At 65.7% G+C, this 20,478-nt stretch carries 16 protein-coding genes and 1 pseudogene; 13 read left to right on the top strand and 4 right to left on the bottom strand.

Annotation, left to right across the window (positions count from 1 at the left end):
* Positions 1 to 301 precede the first annotated feature (301 nt).
* Entirely contained in the window at positions 302 to 1,759 is a 1,458-nt protein-coding gene (locus tag GGR40_RS20700) for an efflux transporter outer membrane subunit (protein WP_429278149.1), read from the bottom strand.
* A gap of 91 nt (positions 1,760 to 1,850) precedes the next feature.
* Here GGR40_RS20700 and GGR40_RS20695 point away from each other — a divergent pair, with 91 nt between their 5' ends.
* The 9 genes from GGR40_RS20695 to GGR40_RS20655 all read left to right on the top strand — a co-directional run bounded on the left by GGR40_RS20695 (position 1,851) and on the right by GGR40_RS20655 (position 13,094).
* Positions 1,851 to 2,474, top strand: coding sequence for a TetR/AcrR family transcriptional regulator (locus GGR40_RS20695; protein ID WP_429278148.1), 624 nt, complete (start codon positions 1,851 to 1,853; stop codon positions 2,472 to 2,474).
* A gap of 229 nt (positions 2,475 to 2,703) precedes the next feature.
* Positions 2,704 to 3,654 carry an efflux RND transporter periplasmic adaptor subunit gene (locus GGR40_RS20690; protein ID WP_429278147.1) on the top strand — a complete coding sequence of 317 codons (951 nt, stop codon included), beginning with the start codon at positions 2,704 to 2,706 and terminating at the stop codon, positions 3,652 to 3,654.
* Positions 3,651 to 6,758, top strand: coding sequence for an efflux RND transporter permease subunit (locus tag GGR40_RS20685; protein ID WP_429278146.1), 3,108 nt, complete (start codon positions 3,651 to 3,653; stop codon positions 6,756 to 6,758). The genes GGR40_RS20690 and GGR40_RS20685 overlap by 4 nt, the downstream gene beginning before the upstream one ends.
* Before the next feature lie 121 nt (positions 6,759 to 6,879).
* Complete coding sequence (locus GGR40_RS20680) at positions 6,880 to 7,299, top strand: MarR family winged helix-turn-helix transcriptional regulator (protein WP_429278145.1); 420 nt, start codon at positions 6,880 to 6,882, stop codon at positions 7,297 to 7,299.
* 84 nt (positions 7,300 to 7,383) lie between these two features.
* Positions 7,384 to 8,364, top strand: a complete 981-nt coding sequence (locus GGR40_RS20675) for an aldo/keto reductase (RefSeq protein WP_429278144.1) — start codon at positions 7,384 to 7,386, stop codon at positions 8,362 to 8,364.
* 24 nt (positions 8,365 to 8,388) lie between these two features.
* The gene (locus tag GGR40_RS20670) at positions 8,389 to 9,576 is read left to right on the top strand and encodes a thiolase family protein (RefSeq protein WP_429278143.1); all 1,188 of its coding nucleotides are present in this window, start codon (positions 8,389 to 8,391) and stop codon (positions 9,574 to 9,576) included.
* A gap of 50 nt (positions 9,577 to 9,626) precedes the next feature.
* Positions 9,627 to 11,003 carry an MATE family efflux transporter gene (locus GGR40_RS20665; protein ID WP_429278142.1) on the top strand — a complete coding sequence of 459 codons (1,377 nt, stop codon included), beginning with the start codon at positions 9,627 to 9,629 and terminating at the stop codon, positions 11,001 to 11,003.
* Entirely contained in the window at positions 11,000 to 11,599 is a 600-nt protein-coding gene (locus tag GGR40_RS20660; protein ID WP_429278141.1) for a winged helix-turn-helix transcriptional regulator, read from the top strand. Before GGR40_RS20665 ends, GGR40_RS20660 begins: the two co-directional genes overlap by 4 nt.
* 199 nt (positions 11,600 to 11,798) lie before the next feature.
* Entirely contained in the window at positions 11,799 to 13,094 is a 1,296-nt protein-coding gene (locus GGR40_RS20655; protein WP_429278140.1) for an MFS transporter, read from the top strand.
* Between the two features lie 329 nt (positions 13,095 to 13,423).
* Here the strand turns inward: GGR40_RS20655 and GGR40_RS20650 are convergent, their stop codons facing one another.
* Positions 13,424 to 15,127, bottom strand: a complete 1,704-nt coding sequence (locus GGR40_RS20650; protein ID WP_429278139.1) for a M61 metallopeptidase family protein — start codon at positions 15,125 to 15,127, stop codon at positions 13,424 to 13,426.
* An 89-nt stretch (positions 15,128 to 15,216) separates the two neighbouring features.
* Complete coding sequence (locus tag GGR40_RS20645; RefSeq protein ID WP_429278138.1) at positions 15,217 to 15,711, bottom strand: Lrp/AsnC family transcriptional regulator; 495 nt, start codon at positions 15,709 to 15,711, stop codon at positions 15,217 to 15,219.
* 20 nt (positions 15,712 to 15,731) lie between these two features.
* Between GGR40_RS20645 and GGR40_RS20640 the strand changes: the two are divergent.
* Both GGR40_RS20640 and GGR40_RS20635 read left to right on the top strand, forming a co-directional pair.
* Positions 15,732 to 16,265: pseudogene (locus tag GGR40_RS20640) on the top strand (DMT family transporter); the annotation flags it as partial.
* Between the two features lie 311 nt (positions 16,266 to 16,576).
* Positions 16,577 to 16,771, top strand: a complete 195-nt coding sequence (locus GGR40_RS20635) for an EamA family transporter (protein ID WP_429278137.1) — start codon at positions 16,577 to 16,579, stop codon at positions 16,769 to 16,771.
* A 27-nt stretch (positions 16,772 to 16,798) separates the two neighbouring features.
* Here GGR40_RS20635 and GGR40_RS20630 read toward each other — a convergent pair whose 3' ends face one another.
* Entirely contained in the window at positions 16,799 to 17,275 is a 477-nt protein-coding gene (locus GGR40_RS20630) for an Lrp/AsnC family transcriptional regulator (protein ID WP_429278136.1), read from the bottom strand.
* 130 nt (positions 17,276 to 17,405) lie between these two features.
* On the opposite strand from GGR40_RS20630, the gene GGR40_RS20625 reads away from it, so the two are divergent.
* Positions 17,406 to 18,359: an ornithine cyclodeaminase family protein gene (locus GGR40_RS20625; RefSeq protein ID WP_429278135.1), complete on the top strand. Its 954-nt coding sequence runs from the start codon at positions 17,406 to 17,408 to the stop codon at positions 18,357 to 18,359.
* The gene (locus GGR40_RS20620) at positions 18,359 to 20,437 is read left to right on the top strand and encodes an amidohydrolase family protein (protein ID WP_429278134.1); all 2,079 of its coding nucleotides are present in this window, start codon (positions 18,359 to 18,361) and stop codon (positions 20,435 to 20,437) included. Before GGR40_RS20625 ends, GGR40_RS20620 begins: the two co-directional genes overlap by 1 nt.
* Positions 20,438 to 20,478: the final 41 nt, after the last annotated feature.

Here is a 20,478-nt window from a genome sequence, read left to right as displayed (position 1 = left end):
ATGCGGCCATAGAAGCGATCGTCGCCACCGAATGATGGCTTCCAGCGGAATTTGGGCATTCCTTGCAGGGGCTGTAAACGGTAAAGGTTGATCGAGGCCTCCCGGATTAGCAGAAGGTCTGCACATGGGTAGCGGAATTTGAGCGCTGAGCGGCTGGAAAGGGTCGTTTGCTCTGGGCACAACGGCTTCGTTGGGCGACCTTGCTGGTGCAGAGAGGACAGGGTCCGAGCGACGCTCATGTAGGTCAAGGTTAGCCGGGGTATGCCCACGGTGTGATCGCGCAGGAAGACGAACTGTTGGGCTACCTGACAGCCAACGCGGTCGCTTCAGGATCCCAGCCACCGCCCAGCGCGCGGAATGAAGCGATCGCGGACTGCGCAGTACCGACTTGCGCGCGCACCCGAGCATCGCGCGTTGCAAGCAACCGCGCATCGGCATCCAGCACTTCGATGAGGCTGACCACGCCGCCTTTGTAGGCGGCGGCCGATGCCGTGCGAGCCCGCACCAGCGAGTCTTCGCCTCGTGACAGGACGGTCTGTTGCCGCTGCCGCGCTGCCAGTGCAGACAGGGCGTCTTCCACGTCCTGCGCGGCGCGCAGGACGGCGAGGCGATAGGCGGCCAGCTGCTCTGCTTTGGCTCCGCGAGCTTGCGCGACTTCGGCGTCAATCCTGCCGAAGTCGAACAGTCTCCAGCGCAGGCCGGCAGCACTCTGGGCCTGGAGAGCATTGCCGGTGAACAGGCCGGACGTGCCCATCGTGGCGGTCCCCAGCAGTCCGGACAGAGTGAGCCTCGGGTAATACTCGGCAAGAGCGGCGCCGATCCGTGCGTTGCTGGCCGTCAGCCTGCGCTCGGCCACGATCACGTCGGGACGGCGACGCAGCAGTTCGGCCGGTGTCACGGCATCGCCCAGCATAGGGGCCAGCGGGACGGGCCGTACCGCCTCCAGCAGTGGGCGGTTCGTGCCGGGCACATCGCTCAGCAGCACGTCTAAAGCATTCATCGCCTGTTCGAGATTGGCCTGAAGGTCGGGGAGGGTGGCTTCCACTTGCGCGAGCGCCCCTTCGGCCTGCCGCACCTGTAATTCCGCCGCAACGCCCTTTGTGTATTGCAGGCGCACGGTACCCAGCAAACGGCTCTGCGTCTCGACCTGATCGCGTGCGACCGCGAGCCGGGCCTGCAGACCACGGATGATAACGTAATTGTCCGCCGTCTGCGTTTCGACGATTAGACGCGCTGCGTACGTTCCGGCGAGGGCGGCCTGGTAGTCAGCCAGTGCCGCCTCCCGTCGGCGGCGCAGGCCCCCGAACAGATCGACCTCCCAGCTGGCGCCGAGATTTGCCTCGTACTGCTCGCCGTCGCGGTCGTATCCCTGCTGGGTGCTGGCAATGCGGCCGAGCGGGGTTTTATTGGATTGGCGTGCGGCGGTCGCCTGGGCCGTCGCGGTGCCGGATGGCAGCAGCGCCGCGTTCGCGCTTCCCAGTTGCGCGCGCGCCTGGCCGGCCCGTGCGACGGCCTGAGCGAGGTCGAGGTTTTGCGTGAGCGCGCGAGACACGAAGGTGCTGAGAAGAGGATCATGGAACCCGTCCCACCAGCGGGTGAGATCGGCAGTTCCAACCTCCGTTCCAATGGGCCGGTCTACGACGGGCGAGCCGATGAACTTGCCTGGCAGGGCGAACTGCGGACGATGATAATCGGGGCTGACGGCGCAGCCGGCAAGCGCCAGCGGCGCGCAGAAGGTGACGCAGACGCGCAAGAACATGGGCGGTATCCAGGCTGGATGAGTGGTGTGACTTATATCCCATATTGGTCACTCGTTGTCAATCGGGAACCAATTCGCTATCTTCACGGTCATGACTGAAGAGACATTCGATACGCTAGCCGTCGGGCATCGCGGGCCTGGGGATCACGCCATTCGCGAGCAGATCGTGGAGGCCGCGGAAGCGCACTTTTCCCGGTACGGTTACAACAAGACGACAGTTTCCGACCTCGCCAAGGCGATCGGTTTCTCAAAGGCCTACGTCTACAAGTTCTTCGATTCGAAGCAGGCGATCGGGCAGGCGATCTGCGCCAAGACGCTGGAGCGCCTTCTGGCTCAGGCCCAGGCAGCGGTCGCGGATGCCGGCCCTGCGACCGAGAAAATGCGGCGATTCTTCAAGGCAATCGTGACCGCGAGCGCGGAGTTGTTCTTCGACGACCAGAAGCTCTACGAGATTGCGACTCACTCCGTGGTCGAGCAGTGGCCTTCGTGCCAGGCCTATTGCGCCTCGCTGGAGCAGATGGTCCGCGAGATCGTGGCTGAAGGCCGCGCCGCCGGCGAGTTCGAGCGCAAGACGCCGCTGGACGAGACGGCCGGCGCCATCATGAAAGCGATGGAATCGTTCCATAACCCCGTCATGCTTCAGTACAAGCTGGACAGCCTGCCCGATGGCCCCACCGAAGTGGTAAACCTGGTCCTGCGCAGTCTCGCACCATAAAAGGCGGCGTGTGCGTTGTGACGAGTTGACAATATGGTCACTTGAATGAGAATTGCGGGCCTGACTTCCTCAGGCAGGATTCGCCATGTCGACCGCTATCGCAATCTCCCTTCGCCATCCGGCCGCCCGTGTCGCGGCGCTTGTACTTCCTCTGATGCTCGCCGCATGCGGTCATGCCGAAGCTGATCCCCGGACCGAGCCGCCACTCGTACGCACAGCTCTTGCAGGTATGGCCCACGGCAACGGAGAGAGTTTCACAGGAGTGGTCTCCTCGCGCGTTCAGAGCGACCTTGGCTTCCGCATTGCCGGAAAGGTCGTGGTGCGCCTGGTCGATACCGGGCAGGTGGTGCGTCGTGGTGAGCCGTTGATGCGGATTGATGCAACGGACTACGTACTGGCTGCGCGCCAGTCTCAGGGATCCGTGAGCGCTGCGCGCGCCGCTGCGTTACACACGGCTGCCGATGAGCGGCGCTATCGTGATCTCGTCGGCGCGGGCGCGGTATCGGCATCGGCCTACGACAAGGTCAAGGCCGATGCCGATGCAGCCAGGGCGCAGCTGGCCGCGATAGAAGCACAGGCTTCGGTGTCACGAAACGAGGCCGGTTATACCGTCCTTGTCGCGGATGCCGATGGCACGGTGGTCGAGACGCTCGCCGAACCGGGGCAGGTCGTCAGTGCCGGCCAGCCCGTGGTTCGCCTTGCTCATGCCGGTGCGCGCGAGGCGGTGGTCGCGCTGCCGGAAACGCAGCGCCCGTCCATCGGCTCCACCGCGCAGGCCAGCCTGTTCGAGGGCGCGACGGCGACTGCACGGTTGCGGCAGTTGTCTGACGCCGCCGATCCGGGCACCCGGACATACGAAGCGCGTTTTGTGCTCGATGGCGCTGCGGCTCGCGCCCCGCTCGGCTCTACGGTCACGGTAAATCTGGGGCGGGGCCGGGCATCGTCCGGTGTCGAGGTGCCGATCGGTGCCCTTTACGATCGGGGGCGAGGACCGGGCGTGTGGACAATCAATAAGTCGAGTCGGGTCCGTTGGCGAGCCGTGCAGGTCGCCGAGATCGGTGGCGAGACGGTGCGCGTGATCCGAGGTGTCCGACCGGGTGAGCGCTTCGTCTCGCTGGGCGCGCACCTGCTTCACGATGGCGAGCAAGTCCGCGTCATGGGTGGGATGGCAGCGCGATGAGCGGCTTCAACCTTTCCGCTCTTGCCGTCGGTGAGCGGGCGACCACGCTGTTTCTCATCATCGCACTGTCGATTGCCGGCTTGGTAGCCTTCCTCAGCCTGGGCCGCGCGGAGGATCCCGCCTTCACTGTCAAGGTCATGACCGTCGTCACCGCGTGGCCGGGCGCCACTGCGCAGGAGATGCAGGATCAGGTCGCCGAGCCTCTGGAAAAGCGCCTGCAGGAACTCTCATGGTACGACCGTTCCGAGACCTTCACGCGGCCCGGCCTTGCCTTCACCACGCTGACGCTCAAGGATATGACACCACCGGCCGATGTACCCGAAGAATTCTATCAGGCGCGCAAAAAGCTGGTCGATGAGGCATCGAAGCTGCCGCGCGGCGTCGTCGGGCCTATGATCAACGACGAATATTCCGACGTCACTTTCGCGCTCTATGCCCTCAAGGCTAGGGGGGAGCCCTTGCACGTTCTGGCCCGAGAGGCCGAGGCCCTGCGCCAGCGCCTGCTTCATGTCCCCGGCGTGCGAAAGGTCAATATCGTCGGCGAACGCCCCGAACGCATCTTTGTCGAGTTCTCGCAAGCACGTCTGGCGACATTGGGCGTCAATCCGCGCGACATACTCTCGGCCCTCGCCGCGCAGAATCTGGTAACACCGGCAGGCTCGATCGAGGCGAAGGGGCCGCAGGTCGTGGTGCGGCTCGACGGCGCGTTCGACGGGCTCGACGCGATCCGGGCTATCCCCATCGTCACGCAGGGCCGCACGCGGCGCCTGTCCGATATCGCCGAAGTGAAGCGCGGTTACGAAGATCCTGCCAGCTTCATCGTCCGTCACGAGGGCGAGCAGACGCTGCTGCTCGGTATCGTCAAGCGTGATCGCTGGAACGGACTGGCCCTCGGGAAGGCGCTCGACGCGGAAGTCTCCAAGATCGGCACCGAACTGCCGCTGGGCCTTTCGCTGACCAAAGTCACCGACCAGGCTGTCAATATTCAGGAGGCAGTCGGTGAGTTCATGCTCAAGTTTTTCGTCGCGCTCGCCGTGGTCATGGCGGTGTGCCTGATCTCCATGGGCTGGCGTGTAGGCATCGTCGTGGCCGCCGCCGTGCCTCTGACGCTGGCGACGGTGTTCGTCATCATGATGGCGACCGGGCGCGAGTTCGACCGGATCACGCTGGGGGCCCTGATCCTCGCGCTCGGCCTGCTCGTCGACGATGCGATCATCGCCATCGAGATGATGGTGGTGAAGATGGAGGAAGGCTTCGATCGCATAAAGGCCGCGACCTATGCCTGGAGCCATACCGCGGCGCCGATGCTGAGCGGTACGCTGGTGACCGTGATCGGGCTGATGCCGGTCGGTTTCGCTAAGTCCAGCGCGGGCGAGTATGCCGGAAACATCTTCTGGATCGTCGGCTTCGCGCTGATCACCTCTTGGATCGTCGCGGTCGCCTTCACGCCCTATCTCGGCGTCAAGCTGCTTCCCGAGATCGGGCGGGTGAAGGGCGGTCACGACGCCATCTACGATACCCCGCGCTACAATCGCCTGCGTCGCATCCTATCGGGTGTCATCCGGCGCAAGTGGACGGTTGCGGGCGCTGTCGTCGGCGCCTTCGTGATCGCCGTGTTCGGGATGGGCGCGGTGAAGCAGCAGTTCTTCCCGACCTCGGATCGGCCCGAAGTGCTGGTAGAGGTGCAGATGCCCGAAGGCACCAGCATCGAGCGCACCAGCGCCGCCAGCGCCAAGGTCGAGGCATGGCTGCGCAAGCAGCCCGAGGCGCAGATCGTCACGGCTTACGTGGGGCAGGGCGCTCCGCGCTTCTTCCTGGCCATGGCCCCGGAACTGCCGGATCCCTCGTTCGCCAAGATCGTGATCCGTACGCCGGATGAAGCCTCGCGCGAGGCATTGAAGCTCCGGATCCGGCGCGCGGCGGCGGACGGGCTGGCCCCGGAAGCGCGGATTCGTGCGACGCAGCTGGTGTTCGGGCCGTACTCTCCGTTCCCGGTCGCATTCCGCGTGAACGGGCCGGAACTCGTCAAAGTGCGGGAGATAGCCGCCGAAGTCGAGCAGGTGATGCAGGCGAGCGGCGACATGCGGCAGGTTAATACCGATTGGGGCGAGCGGGTGCCGACGATGCACTTCGTGCTCGATCAGGATCGCCTGCGGGCAATGGGGCTAACGTCGCAGGAGGCTGCAGAGCAACTGCAATTCTTCCTGACCGGCACCACCGTCAGTCAGGTGCGCGAAAATATTCGCACTGTCGATGTCGTGGCGCGCAGCAACGGCGCAGAGCGGCTCGATCCCTCACGAATCGGCGGGTTCACGCTCGTCGGTGCGGAGGGGCAGCACTTGCCGGTGTCGCAGATCGGTCGTCTAGAAGTCCGCATGGAAAATCCCATTCTGCGGCGTCGGGACCGGGTGCCGACGATCACCGTGCGTGGGGACATCGCGGAGGGGCTGCAGCCGCCGGAAGTGTCGATGGCAATGGAAAAGGCGCTGGCGCCGGTGAAGGCCAAGCTTCCGCCCGGCTATCGCATCGATACGGCGGGCGCGATCGAGGAAGCGGGCAAGGCGAATGCGGCGCTGGCGGCTGTATTTCCTATCATGATCGCGTTGATGCTGACCGTCATCATCTTCCAGGTCCGCAGTTTCTCGGCGATGGCGATGGTGGTGGCGACCGCGCCGCTGGGACTGGTGGGCGTGGTGCCGACGCTGCTGCTGTTCGGCCAGCCGTTCGGCTTCAACGCTATCCTCGGGCTGATCGGTCTGGCCGGTATCCTGATGCGCAACACGTTGATTCTGATCGGACAAATCCACAGCAACGAGGCCGATGGGCTCGATCCATACCATGCCGTAGTGGAGGCGACCGTGCAGCGTGCGCGGCCGGTGATCCTGACCGCTCTCGCCGCGATCCTGGCGTTCATTCCGCTCACGACCTCGGTGTTCTGGGGATCGCTGGCTTACACGCTGATCGGCGGAACGCTGGGCGGAACCGTGCTTACGCTGATCTTTCTGCCTGCCCTCTACGCGATCTGGTTCCGCATCCGGACGGACGCGCCGAAGAGCGGCACTGAGCGGCACCGAGTGGGCCCGGAGGTACACCTGCCGGCATGAAAGAGGGGCCCGGACGGTCAGCGAGACGCGGCCGGGCGGGTTCATTCGGTCGACCATTTCGAAAGACAAGTTCCTACCAGAGATACCTTGTGCATGTGTAATTACACATTACATCGCGCTCATGACCGATGGACCTTCCGCCTGCCACAACCTTGCCGCGCGCCGCCACGCGCGTGCGCTTACGCGGCTGTACGACCGGCACCTTGCGCCGGCGGGTCTATCGATCTCGCAGTTCTCGATCCTCGCCGTGACCGCGCGGGGGGAGGCGATGACGATCGCGGAACTGGCGCACGCCATGGTGATGGAGCGCACCACGTTGATGCGCGCCGTCTCACGGCTGGAGGCGGAAGGGCTGATCGACCGGCATCAGCCCGAAGGTATGCGCAGCATAGTACTGACGCTGACGGCAGCCGGGCGAGACAGGCTGACCGCGGCGGCGCCGTTGTGGCGGGCGGCGCAGGAGGCCTACGAAACGCAGGTTGGCACGCAGGAAGCTGCCCGGCTCCGCGACGATCTGCAAAGATACGCTTTCGAGGACTGACCATGCGGCCCGCCAGCAACGCCGCGCGATAAAATGTGCAATTACACATAACTTTTCCCAAGTTCCGATTTTCAGGAGACCGCCATGCAGTACAGGACATTCGGACGCACCGGCGTGCAGGTGGCGCAAATCGCGCTTGGCACCGGCAACTTTGGCACCCGCTGGGGCCACGGCGCCGATCCGCGCGAAAGCGAGGCGATCTTCAACGCCTATGCGGATGCGGGTGGCAACTTCGTCGACACCGCCGACGTCTACCAGTTCGGCGAGGCGGAGGAGCTTCTCGGCGGCATGCTTAAGGGCAGGCGCGAGGATTTCCTGCTAGCCTCCAAGTTCACCATGGGCGCGGCGCCCGATGCAGGGCGGCTCGTCCTCGGCAACAGCCGCAAGGCGGTGGCCGCCTCGGTGGAGGCCAGTCTGCAGCGCCTCGGCACCGACCGCATCGATCTCTACTGGGTTCACCAGCCCGACGGGATGACGCCTATGGAGGAGATCCTGCGTGGGCTCGACGATCTAGCGCGGGCAGGCAAGATTCTCTACGCCGGGCTCTCCAACTTCCCTGCCTGGCGCGTCGCGCGGGCGGTGACGCTGGCGGAGGCCGCGCGCAGCCTGCCGCTGGCCGCCGTGCAGTTCGAACACAGCCTTGTGCACCGCGCGCCGGAGGCGGACCTGTTTCCCGCCGTCAAGGCGCTCGGGCTGGGCGCGGTCACATGGTCGCCGCTTGGCGGAGGGATGCTGACCGGCAAGTATCGCAAGGGTGAGGCAGGCCGGGCCGAAGGGCTCGGCGGTCGGGTCTTCCAGCCGGAGAACAGCGCCCAGCGCTCCGCTGTGCTCGATTCCGTGCTGGCGGTGGCTGAGGAGGCGGGAACGACCGCCGACCGTGTCGCCATCGCGTGGGCCGGAACGCATGGTGCAGTGCCGCTGATCGGCCCGCGCACGCTGGAGCAGTTGCGCAGCAATCTTGCCGCCGTCGACCTTGTCCTTTCGCCTGAGCAGATCGCGCGCCTCGATGCGGTCAGCGCGCTCGATCCCACATCTCCGCGGCGCAGCGAAGCCGCTGTCGCCTGACTGCAAGCAAACGGAGTGAATGCCATGTCCCGTACCGAAATCGTGCTCGCGCAGCCGGTGCGCACCGCCATCGGCGCCTTCAACGGAGCGCTGAAGGACACCTCTGCCACGGCGCTCGGCGCTGCCGTCATCGCCGAGGCCGTGCATCGGTCGGGGCTCACGCCCGATCGCGTGGGCTCGGTCGTCATGGGTAATGTCATCCAGGCGGGCAACCGCATGAACCCGGCGCGGCAGGCGGCGATTGGCGGCGGGCTGCCGGTCTCGGTTCCCGCGCTGACCGTCAACCGCGTGTGCGGATCGGGTGCGCAGGCGATCCTCTCCGCCGCGCAGGAAATCGCGATGGGCGGCATCGAGGCGGCGGTCGCGGGCGGCATGGAGAACATGGACCGGGCGCCCTATCTGCTCGAAGGCGGGCGCTGGGGTCTGCGCATGGGGCCGGGCGCGGTATTCGACAGCATGCTGACCGACGGGCTCCACGATGCCTTCTCGGGCGAGCATTCGGGCTGGCACACCGAAACGCTGATCGACATTACCGGGATCGGACGCGAGGAGCAGGACCGCTTCGCGCTGCGATCGCAGCAGCGCTTCGCCGCTGCGCGCGATGCCGGACTGTTCGATGCGGAGGTCCTTGCGCTCGAAGTCGCGGGCGGCAGGGCGGGCAAGATCGCGTTCGCCGCCGACGAGGCGCCCCGGCCGGACACGACGGCGGAGAAACTCGCCCGCCTTAAGCCCGCGTTCCGGGAAGGCGGCACAATCACTGCGGGCAATGCGCCGGGCCTCAACAGCGGGGCCGCCGCGGTGGTCGTCGCGCAGCGTGCCTTCGCCGAAGCCGCGGGTGTCGAGCCTTATGCGCGACTGGCGGGCTACGGCGTCGCCGCGGTCGAACCGGGGCTGTTCGGGCTAGGGCCGATCCCCGCCGTGCGGCAGGCGCTGGACCGCGCAGGCTGGAGCCTTGGCGACGTCGAGCGGGTCGAGATCAACGAGGCTTTCGCGGTAGTGCCGCTGGCGGTCATCAAGGAACTCAGCTTGCCCGAGGACATCGTCAACGTCGAGGGCGGGGCCATCGCTCATGGGCATCCGATCGGCGCGACCGGCGCGGTGCTGACGACGCGGCTGCTGCATTCCATGCGCCGCGACGGCCTGCGTCGGGGCATCGTGACGCTATGCATCGGCGGCGGGCAGGGCATCGCCCTCGCACTGGAAGCGCTGTGACGGTGCAGACGGCCCTGCCGAAAACTGCCATGCCGTCCCCCGTGCGGCAGATGGATGCGCGCACCCGCGCGATGATCGATGCCCCGGTCATGCCGATGATCCTGAGGCTGGCGCTGCCCAATGTCCTCATCATGCTGACGCAGGCGTCGACCGGCCTGATCGAGACATGGTGGGTCGCGAAGCTGGGTTCCGACGCGCTGGCGGGCATGGCGCTCGTATTCCCCGCGCTGATGCTGATGACGACGTTCTCGGCTGGAGCCCTCGGCGGCAGCATATCGTCGGCCGTGGCACGCGCTTTGGGCGGTCAGAGGCAGATGGAGGCGGACGCGCTCGTGCTGCATGCCGTGGTCGTCAACGTCGCGCTTGGCCTTGCGTTCTCGGCGATCTTTCTCTTCGGTGGCGAGCGCATATACCGCCTGATGGGCGGGGAGGGCGCCAGCCTCCATGCCGCGCTCGTTTACTCGGACGTCGTCTTCGCGGGTAATGTGTTCCTGTGGCTGATGAGCGGCCTTTCCAGCGTGATCCGGGGGACGGGCAACATGCGCTTCCCCGCGTTAGTGACGTGCATCGGCGCGCTGTTCCTGATCCCCGTCTCGCCGCTGCTGATCTTCGGCTTCGGCCCGGTTCCCGCGCTCGGCATCGCTGGGGGCGGCGCCGCGCTCGTCGTCTATTACGCGGCGGGTACGCTGGCGATGGCGTGGCACATCCTGAGCGGTCGCAACCCCGTCCGTTTCGCGAGGGCGCGGCTGCGCCGCGACCTGATCGTCGGACTGCTGCGCGTGGGCGGTCTTTCGGCGCTCAATTCGGTGCAGACGAACCTCGTTATCGCAGGGACTACGGCGCTCGTCGCCTCGGGCGCGGGGCTGGCCGCGGTGGCCGGGTACGGGACCGGGGTGCGCCTGGAGTACCTGCTGATCCCGCTCGTGTTCGGGATCGGCGCGCCGCTGATTGCGCTCGTCGCCACCAATCTGGGAGCGGGACAGGTCGCCTGCGCACGCCGCATCGCGCTGACGGGAGCGGCCTTGGCATTCGTGGCGTCGGAGACGGTCGGCCTCGTCGCAGCCGCCTTTCCGGCGGTGTGGATGGGCCTGTTTACGCATGACCCCCAGATCGTGCGCCTCGGCAGTGCCTATCTGCGCATGGTTGGGCCGTTCTACGGCTTCTTCGGTGTCGGCCTTGCCCTCTATTTCGCGTCGCAGGCTGCCGGGCGATTGCGCTGGCCGATTGCGGGCGCCACCGCCCGGCTTATCGTGGCGGTGGGGGGAGGGTTCCTCGTCCTGCGCTACACCGGATCGCTCACGGCCCTGTTCGTGTGCATGAGCGTGGCGCTGGCGGCATACGGTCTCCTGGTTCTCATCCCCGTGGGACTGCGCCCCTGGGCTGGGGAAGAAGATGCCAGTCCCGATGGCGAAGCGGTCAGGGCATGATCCGGGAGAGGGCTTTCGAACACTGGGAACATCCCGCAGATGTCCTGTCTCTCGTCGAGAAGCGATGGCTGCTCCGCATTGTCGATGCACTTTCGAATGGGCCCCTGCGTTTCAGCGACATCCGGCGGCGGCTGCCGGGTATCAGCGCGAAAATGCTGACGCTGCGACTGACCGAGATGCAGGCGCTTGCGCTCATTGAGATGGTGGTACCGTCACGGCCGGAAGTACGGGCCTACAAATTGACCATGCGGGGCCAGATGCTGCGCAGGGTCGTAAGATCCGTGCGGGAACTGGAGCAGGGCAGCCTTGGCGACGATCATGCCAACGCACACTATCTTGCGAGCAGGTTGGCTGAGGTTCCTGGGCTCGTCGTCGATCTGGACGACGTCCACATCGACATGGTTTGGTACGGACTGCCAGCAGGAATGGATCCCGGCACGGTGGTCGATGCGCTTGGATCTGCCGGTATCAAGGCCAGCGGTCCTTATGGCGGGCGTCTGCGTCGCATGACCCATTGGCAAATTGACCGGGCCGCGATCGATACCGCCGTCGAGGTAATCGCACAGGTGCTGGAACGCTGGAGCGAGGCGACATGACCTCTGCTAGTCTCGATCATGGCCGCAGTATCCTGATCGGTCTGCGTCGCCTCGGGGCTCTCGTTCGAGAAACCTCGCAAACCGCTATACGACATCATTACGCGGCGCCAGGGAGCGAAAATATCAGCATGTCTATGACGGACGCCGCTGAGCATAGATCAACCTGCCACGAGTCTGCACTGCCTGCGCGAGCAACAATATGACCACCTCTATCCGACGCTTCCACCCGGCGATGATTGTCGTCGCCATCACTTTCTTTGCACTTCTGTTCTCTGCCGGACTACGCTCGGCGCCGGGTGTGATGATGATCCCGCTCGAAGTGCATTTCGGATGGGATCGCGCGACGATCTCCTTTTCAGCTGCGCTCGGCATCCTGCTCTATGGATTGGTCGGCCCCTTCGCTGCGGCGCTCATGATGAGCTTTGGGATCAAGCGGACCATGATCGCAGGCCTTGGCCTGATGGCCGTGTCGACTTTCGTCAGCCAGTGGATGACGGCACCTTGGCATTACACGCTCAGTTGGGGCGTGCTTTCGGGTATCGGCTCAGGCGCGGTGGCGTCCGTTCTCGGAGCAGCTGTAGTCAATCGCTGGTTCGCCACACGCCAGGGCCTCGTCATGGGCTTGCTGAGTGCAAGCACTGCCACAGGTTCGCTCATTTTTCTGCCGTTCCTGGCCTGGCTATCCGCAGGCGGCGCATGGAAGCCCGTAGCGCTCGCGGTCAGCTTAGGGTGCGCTGCGCTGATTCCGTTGGTCATGATGTTCGTACCCGAGCGCCCTGAGCAGCGCGGCGTTCGGCGGTTTGGTGAGGTGGGAAATACCGTTCCTTCTCAACCGATGAAGCAAGCGGCAACGCCATGGCTGGCGGTCGAAGCGCTAATGAGGGCTGGCCGCCACCCGGTTTTCTGGGTGCTTGCCGGCACTTTCTTCGTCTGTGGACTTACCACCAATGGCCTGGTCGGTACGCACATGATCGCGTTTTGCGGCGATCATGGCATCGCTCCCGTTGCTGCCGCAGGTCTGCTATCCCTCATGGGGTTCTTCGACCTCATCGGCACCACTGCTTCGGGCTGGCTGACCGATCGCTACAATCCAAAGCGGTTGCTAGCGTGTTATTACGGTCTGCGCGGGCTCTCGCTGATCGCGCTGCCGTTCATAGACTTTGGGACCGTCAGCCTGACGATCTTTGCAGTATTCTACGGACTTGATTGGATCGCTACTGTCCCACCCACCGTCAAGCTCGCCAACCAGTCTTTCGGAGAGCGCGATGCGCCGATCGTGTTTGGTTGGATTCTCGTCGCTCACCAGATAGGGGCCGCGGTCGCGGCTTTAGGCGCAGGCATCATCCGCGAGCAGGTCGGCACCTACACGCCCGCCTTCCTGCTCGCCGGTGTCTTTGCCATCTTCGCGGCGCTTGTTTTCATGGGTGGCTTTAGCCGAAATTTAGGAAGCGCAGACGGCGACGACCTCGATCAACTGTTGTACGCCGATGCTTAAATATGCGCTCGCCCAGAATAGCCGGCCACCGCACAGCGATTGACGAACGATCGCTTTTTGACGGATTCTGGACGCTTCCAGATGGTCATCAACGTGACCGGAGTTGTTCGCCGCCTGCCAGCATTCCAGACCGTCCGGACTTGGGGATCTAGAATCTGACTGTGAGCGACCGAATAGGGTCGGCGGGCGTCGCTGCTGTTTCAAAAAGGCGAGCCACCAGATTGAATTGCGTTCCTTTTCAAAACCCATCCGGAAGAAGAAGTAAGCTCCTTCCGGCGGGATCAGACAGAAGGACGTAGACGATCGGAACGCCGCCTTGCTTGGGGTCATCAGCGCGCCGCTTCCCATTGATAGGCGAGTACCGTCTCACCGCGCGGTTGGAAACGCAGGTGAAGTTCCTCTTCGCCGCGCTTCACGTCCAGCGTCAGGAATGCCTCCTGGTCGCCCTGTAGCCCGTCCTGCGAGAAGGTGTTGAGAATTTCGTCCCCGTTTCGCAGCCCTGCGATCTCGGCGTTTGAGCCGGGGATCAGTCCCTTCACAATCTTCGGCTTCGCCAGCAGCGAGGCGGGATCGAAACCCAGGTCGAAGCGCTTGAGCGGCTTTTCCACGCGGCGGAATTGCGGGCCGAATGCGTCCGAGGGCGGCAGCACGGTGCCACCCTTCAGCATCGCCTCGAAGGCGGCGAGGCCTTCGTCGCCGAGGTCAGCCTTCAACAGGCGGCGATAGAGCGCCTCGTCCATCGGCCGTCCGGCGCTGCGCTCGGCCAGCATCGTGCGCACCAGATCGTCGAGCGAGCGCTTGCCGCCCGAGGCCTTGCGGATCGCCGCATCGGAGGCAGCGAAGTAGAGCGAGCCGCGATCGTAAGGCAGCACGCGGATGCGGGTGTCGCGCCAGAAGCCCGCCGGGATATCGGCGTTGGGCACGGCGATCTTGATGTTTGTGTAATAGCGGCCCGCCGTCTCGTTGAGGTCCGCCAGGAAATCCTCGGCCGAGATTAGGGCTGCGCGGTAGGGCAGCAGGCGCTGGTAATGGACTGCCAGCCCCTCTCCGAACCACGACCTGTCCAGCCCGCCCGCCGTATCCATCGAGGCGTCGAGCGAGTTCACCCAAGCGTGGAGCATCTCATGCGCCAGCAGCGAGCGCAGGTCAGCAGACTTCGTTGTGTGGTTGAACGTGAATGCGAAGCTTTCAGTCAGACCGATGCCGCTGCCGGGATTACGTTGGTTGGTGCGGCCGAACACGCCGAAGCTGGGCGGGGCATAGCCGAAGAACGTGCCGTAATAACGATGCAGGTCCGAGGCCCATGTCATCAGCGGGTCCATCGGGAAGGGTGGCGCGCCTTGCCATGCAGCGAAGAAGCCGTCCTTGTCCGGCGGATAGATGCCCGGTCGGCCGCCCATGTAGTACATCGAAGCCAGCTTGCCTGAGGGCAGTGCGGTGCGGCTCGCCGCATCGCCCACGCCGAGGCTGGAGGCGCCCTTGCCGCCGGCGCCGTAGGCGGAAAAGTCCCATTTGATGCTGGTCTTGCGCGGGGTCTCGTCGTCGGGGAGTATCAGGAAGGCGTTGCCCGCAGCCGAGAAGCCGCCGAGTTCGGTGCGCATCTCGTATTGCGGTAGCGCGAGCGGGGGCGCGGCGGCGTCGATCGGGACGCGATAGCGCAGGGTCAGTGCGCCACCCACGGCGCGCGGCGCGCGCCAAAAGCGGGTTCGGTTGGAGCCGTCTTCCTCCACATCCTCGATGCGTGGGATGAGGGCGCCCTTACCATCGCGCACGGTCAGGCCAGTGATCGCGGCGCCGCTGGTGACGACGGTGTTGGCGACGAGGGGCAAGCGGAGAAGGGCCGCACCCTCGGCGCGGGACATGCCCTCCGCCACCATCGTCACGTCGACGTAGGGAACGTGCTGCTGCGCATCCGGCTTCGCGGGGGCGAGGGTGACGCGCAGCGTAGGCTCCGGAGCGGCGCTTGCTGCCTGGGCGAAGGCCAGTGCGGGCAGGGCGGTGAGCAGGGAAAGGGCGATACGGCGATCGGGCATGGCGGGTCTCCTCCTGCTGCTCACTCTATCGGCGAGACCCGGCGAAGGTGTCGCGTAGAGGCGCGCGCGGTTGCGCTGCGGAGCATCATTTATGCGCGTGTCTGCTTTTCACGCGCAAAGCGTGTCGGCAGGGCGGTGGTGCTCTTGAGGTTTTCGAGGATGATGCTCGACCGCGCGGTCGCCACCTCGGGTGCGGCGAGGAGTTCGCGCACGAGCAGAGTATTGAAGCTGGCAAGATCGCGCGTGGCGACCTTGAGGATGATGTCCGCTTCCCCGGTCAGCGATTGGCATTCGAGCACTTCGTCGAGCGCGTCGATGCGGCGGTTGAACGTCTCCAGCCAGTCGGGTTCGTGTGAGCGCAGCGTGACCAGCACATAGGCACTGACGCCGATCCCCAGCTTCTCCGGCTGCAGCACCGCGGAGATGCGAGAGACGTGCCCCGCCGCGCGCAGGCTCTGCATCCGGCGTGAGCATTGCGAGGCGGAGAGGTGGACGAGTTCGCTCATCTCCACCGGCCCAATATCGCCGCGCTCTTGCCAGCATTCGAGAATCCGGAGATCGAAGCTGTCGAGGTAGCGGGGCATTGCAGCATCCTGCAACGACGATGCGTATAATTCCACTAAAATGCATTGGTAGTGCTATATCACCGAGAAATGGCATCGGTTCACACGGAAATTGTGTGCGGTGCAGCGTAGAATGGTGGCACTCCCTAACAGAGAGCCATTCAATGCCGGTCGACACGCTCCGGTTGCAGGCCCATGCGCCGGCGGACGCCGCGCCCGCGCTCTGGAACCGTCCCTATCTACTGCTCACGCTCGCCGCATCGCTGTGGGCGAGCAACTTCGTGCTGGGCCGCGCGCTGCCTGCCGGAATGGTGCCGGTGAGCCTGTCGTTCTGGCGCTCGACGCTGGCCCTGCCGCTCGCTCTGCCGTTTGCCTGGCCGCACCTGCGGGCCGACCTTCCGGTCCTGCGGCGGGGCTGGCTGGCCCTGTTGCTGCTCGCCGCGCTCGGCCTCGCGGGGAGCAACACGCTGGCCTACATGGCGCTGCGCCTGACCGACGCGACATCGGCGCTGCTCGTCCAGTCGGCGATGCCCACCGCCATCGTCGCCTGCGGCGTGCTGCTGTTTCGCGACCGGGTCAGCATGCAGCAGTTTGGCGTGATGACCTTCGCGCTGGTCGGCGTGCTCTTCGTGGTGCTGGCCAAGCCCGGCGCGGGCGGCGCGCTTAATGCGGGGACGCTGCTGGCGGGGGCAGCGATGCTCTCGCAGTCCTGCTACGCGACCCTGCTGCGCCGTCGCCCGACGATCCATCCGGCAAGCTTCTTGTTCCTCTCCTTCGCCGCCGCCGCGGTACTGATGCTGCCGTTCCAGATCGCCGCAGGCACGCCGCTACCGCTGGGCGATATGCGGGCAATGGGGCACTCGGCTACCTCGCGCTCGGACCGTCGGTGCTGGCGTTCTTCCTGTTCAACCGGGGCGTCGCGCTGGTCGGATCGGGGCGCGCGGGGCTGTTCTTCTACCTCATGCCGTTATTCGGCACCGTGTTTGCGGCGGTCCTGCTCGGCGAACGGATCAGCCTTGCCGGGCTGGGCGGGTTCGTCCTCGTCGGCGTAGGGTTCGTGCTGTCGGGAAGGCGGCGTTAGGCGACAAGGGCACCCTCTCCCCTTTGCTCACGCCCCCGAAGGGAGCGGAAGCCGGTGGGTGCATTTCATCTCCGACAGCGTCGCGGTGGAGCGGATGTCCTCCACGCCGGGCAAGCGCAGCAGGCGGCGGAAGGTGAAGTTCTGATACCAGACCATGCTGGGAGCGAGCACTTTCAGCATCACGTCCATCTCGCCGAACAGGGTATAGGCCTCGGTGATCTCGGGAATGTCCTCGATCGCGCGGATGAAGCTCTCGCGCGCCTCGTCGCTGAGGCGGCCCATCTTGAGCTGGGCGAAGATGTACATGCTTTCGCCGAACTTCTCGCGGTCCAGCACGGCGACCTGCGCCTTGATGTAGCCTTCCTCCTTCAGCCGCTGGATGCGGCGCCAGCAGGGCGATTGCGACAGGCCGACTCGCTCGGCGATCTCGCTCGACGATTCAGAGGCGTCGATCTGCAGCCGGTCGAGGATCTTGAGGTCGAGCCGGTCGAGTGCTTCCGCCATGATTATGCGTCATCCCTGTCATCGCTGCATTGGATTGCCATCGAGCTTAGGCAAATGCGCGAAGTCGGGCAAGCATTACGCCGCAACGGCGGCTAACGTGTGCGCACAGGGAATTGAAAGGACGGCACCGATGAAACGCGACGAGCTGACGATCTTCGACAGCGAGGCGGTGCGCGAAAAGCTGTCCTATCCCGATTGCATCCGTGTCGTGCGCCAGGCGATGATGGCGCTGTCCTGCGGGGAAACGCGCCAGCTGCTGCGCACGATGCTGTCGCTGGGGCCGGGTCGCACCTTCGCCCAGATGCCCGGGGCGCTTGGCGAGCGCGACATGTTCGGCACCAAGACCATCAGCGTCTTCGCCGATCCGCGTTCGCTGGGCCCGCGGCGTCACCGAGGCCTTGTCGTGCTGTTCGAGCCCGAGGAAGGCCGCCCGGTCTGCGTGGCCGACGCCGAGGAGATCACCCATATCCGCACCGCCGCCGCGACCGCCGTGGCGACCGATGCGCTGGCGCGGTCGGACGCGCGCACGCTGCTGATCGTCGGCACCGGCGGGCAGGCGCACACGCATCTGAAGGCCCTGCCGCTGGTGCGCGATTTCGAGCAGGTGCTGATCTGGGGCCGCTCGCCGAACAAGGCCGAGGCGCTAGCGGCGCAGTACGCCCACCTCAAGGCCGAGGCCGTGATCGACCTGCCGGCGGCGGCGGGCGAGGCGGACGTGATCTGCACCCTGACCACTGCGTCGGAGCCGGTGCTCAAAGGCGAGTGGCTGAAGCGCGGTGTCCACGTCAATCTGGTCGGCTCCAGCGGTCCCGGTCCGGTCGAGGTCGACAGCGCGCTCGTCGTCAACAGCCGCTACGTCGCCGACAGCCGCGCCTCCGCGCTCGATGCGGCGGCCGAATTCATCGTCGCACGGGAGAAGGACCTGATCGACGACACGCACATCGTCGCGGAGATCGGCGAAGTGCTGCTCGGCCGCGTGAAGGGGCGCCGCTCCGAATGGGACATCACCGTCTACAAGTCGCTCGGCCATGCGGTGCAGGACCTCGCCGCCGCCGCTCACCTCTACCAGAGTTCGCTCGCCTGATGTTCCGTATGCCCCTGCGCGCCGCGCTGTTCGCCTCGACCCTGCTGGTTGCCGTTCCCGGCCACGCCGAGCATCTGCGCTACAGCGTCGTCTCCAACGGCGAGAAGGTCGGCTTCATCGACGCCGACGTGCAGGGCACCCGCGTCACCATCCAGTACGACGTCAAGAACAACGGCCGCGGCCCGACCATGCGCGAAAGCATCGAGCTGGGTCGCGACGGGCTGCCGCTGCGCTGGGAGCTGGACGGCAAGGCGACCTTCGGCGGCGAAGTCCACGAACGCTTCGCCCGCGATGGCGCCACCGCTCGCTGGACCGATTCCATGGGCGAGAAGCAGGCGGCGGCGAGCGGTCCTGCGCTCTACGTCGGCCAGAACGCGAGCCCGTGGGCGCTGGGGCTCTACGCCCGCGCGCTGCTCAAGGACGCGGACGGCCGGATGCCCGCGTTGCCCGGCGGCGAACTCGCCATCGAGAAGCTTGGCCCGGCGACGATCGGCAAGGGCAAGTACCAGGCCTATTCGATCAGCGGCATCGACCTTTCGCCTGAGATGATCCTGCTCGACGCGAAGGGCGAACTGTTTGCCACGCTCGACAGCGGCGGCGCGACGGTGCGGGAAGGGCACGAAGCGGAAGTGCCCACGCTCAACGAACTGGGCACCAGCCTCACCGCCGCGCGCTACGCGGCCTTGCAGAAGCGCTTCGCCCATAATGTCGATGCGCCGGTGCGCATCCGCAACGTCCGGGTGTTCGATCCTGCAAGCGGCAAGCTGGGCGATCCGGTCTCGGTCGTCTTCGCGCACGGGCGGATCACCGGCATCCAGCCGCTCGACGAGCCCGCCACTCTCGGGGAGGCGCTGATCGACGGCGAGGGCGGCACGCTGGTCGCGGGCCTGCATGACATGCATTCGCACATCGGGCTGGAATCGGCGATGCTCTACATCGCGGCGGGGGTGACCTCCGTGCGCGACATGGGCAACCACAACGATTTCCTGCCCGGCCTGATCGACCGCATCGGCAAGGGCGAGGTTGCGGGGCCGCGCATCGCCGCCAACGGCTTCCTCGAAGGCCGCAGTCCCTACTCGGCGCGCCACGGCATCGTGGTGGACAGCGAGGCGGCGGCGCTCGACGCGGTGCGCTGGTATGCGGCGCGCGGCTACTGGCAGATCAAGATCTACAACAGCATGAACACCGCGTGGGTGCCCGCCATCGCCCGTGAGGCAAAGCGGCTGGGCATGGGGCTGACCGGCCACGTCCCCGCCTTCACCAATGCCGATGCGATGATCGCGGCGGGCTATGACGAGATCACCCACATCAACCAGCTGATGCTCGGCTGGGTGCTCGACATCAAGGAGGATACCCGCACCCCGCTGCGCCTTACCGCAATGCGGCGCACGGCGGGGCTGGACCTCGACATCCCGCGCGTGAAGGCGACGCTGGACACCATGGTCGCGAAGCACATCGCGCTCGACCCCACGGCGGTGACGCTCGAACTGCTGATGCTCAGCCGCGACGGCAAGCCCGCGCCGGCAGTGGCGAGCTACATCGATCATCTGCCGATTGGCCTCCAGCGCCGTCGCCGCCAAGGCATCGCACCGCTGACGGCGCCGGGCGACGATGCGGCCTATCAGGGCGCGTTCGATGCGGTGAAGCGCGTGGTCAAGCGGCTGCACGATCGCGGTGTCACGCTCCTGCCGGGCACTGACGACGGCACGGGCCTGTCGGTCCACCGCGAGCTGGAGATCTACGGCGAGGCGGGCATTCCCGCCGCCGACGTCCTGCGCATCGGCACCATCGGGCCGGAGCGCTACATGGGCAACGACCAGGAGCTGGGTTCCATCGAACGTGGCAAGCGGGCGGACTTCCTGCTGCTGCCGGGCAATCCGCTGGCCGACCTTACCGAACTGCACCGCATCGCCATGGTGGTGAAGGACGGCACGATCTACTTCCCGTCGGAGATCTACCCGGCGTTCGGCGTGAAGCCCTTCGCCGAGGCCCCCGCGATCACTCTGCCGATAGCAAAGCCCGCTTCCGCCACCACAAGCGGCGGCGACAGCCACGACGCGGCCGACGAATTTCTGTGAGGTGTCCCACCGTCCTGTCCGCGTGATCGGGCAGGGCGGTT

The organism is Novosphingobium gossypii (assembly GCF_050433305.1).
GTDB classification, from domain to species: Bacteria; Pseudomonadota; Alphaproteobacteria; order Sphingomonadales; family Sphingomonadaceae; genus Novosphingobium; species Novosphingobium gossypii.
This window is presented reverse-complemented; position numbering and strand designations above follow the sequence as displayed.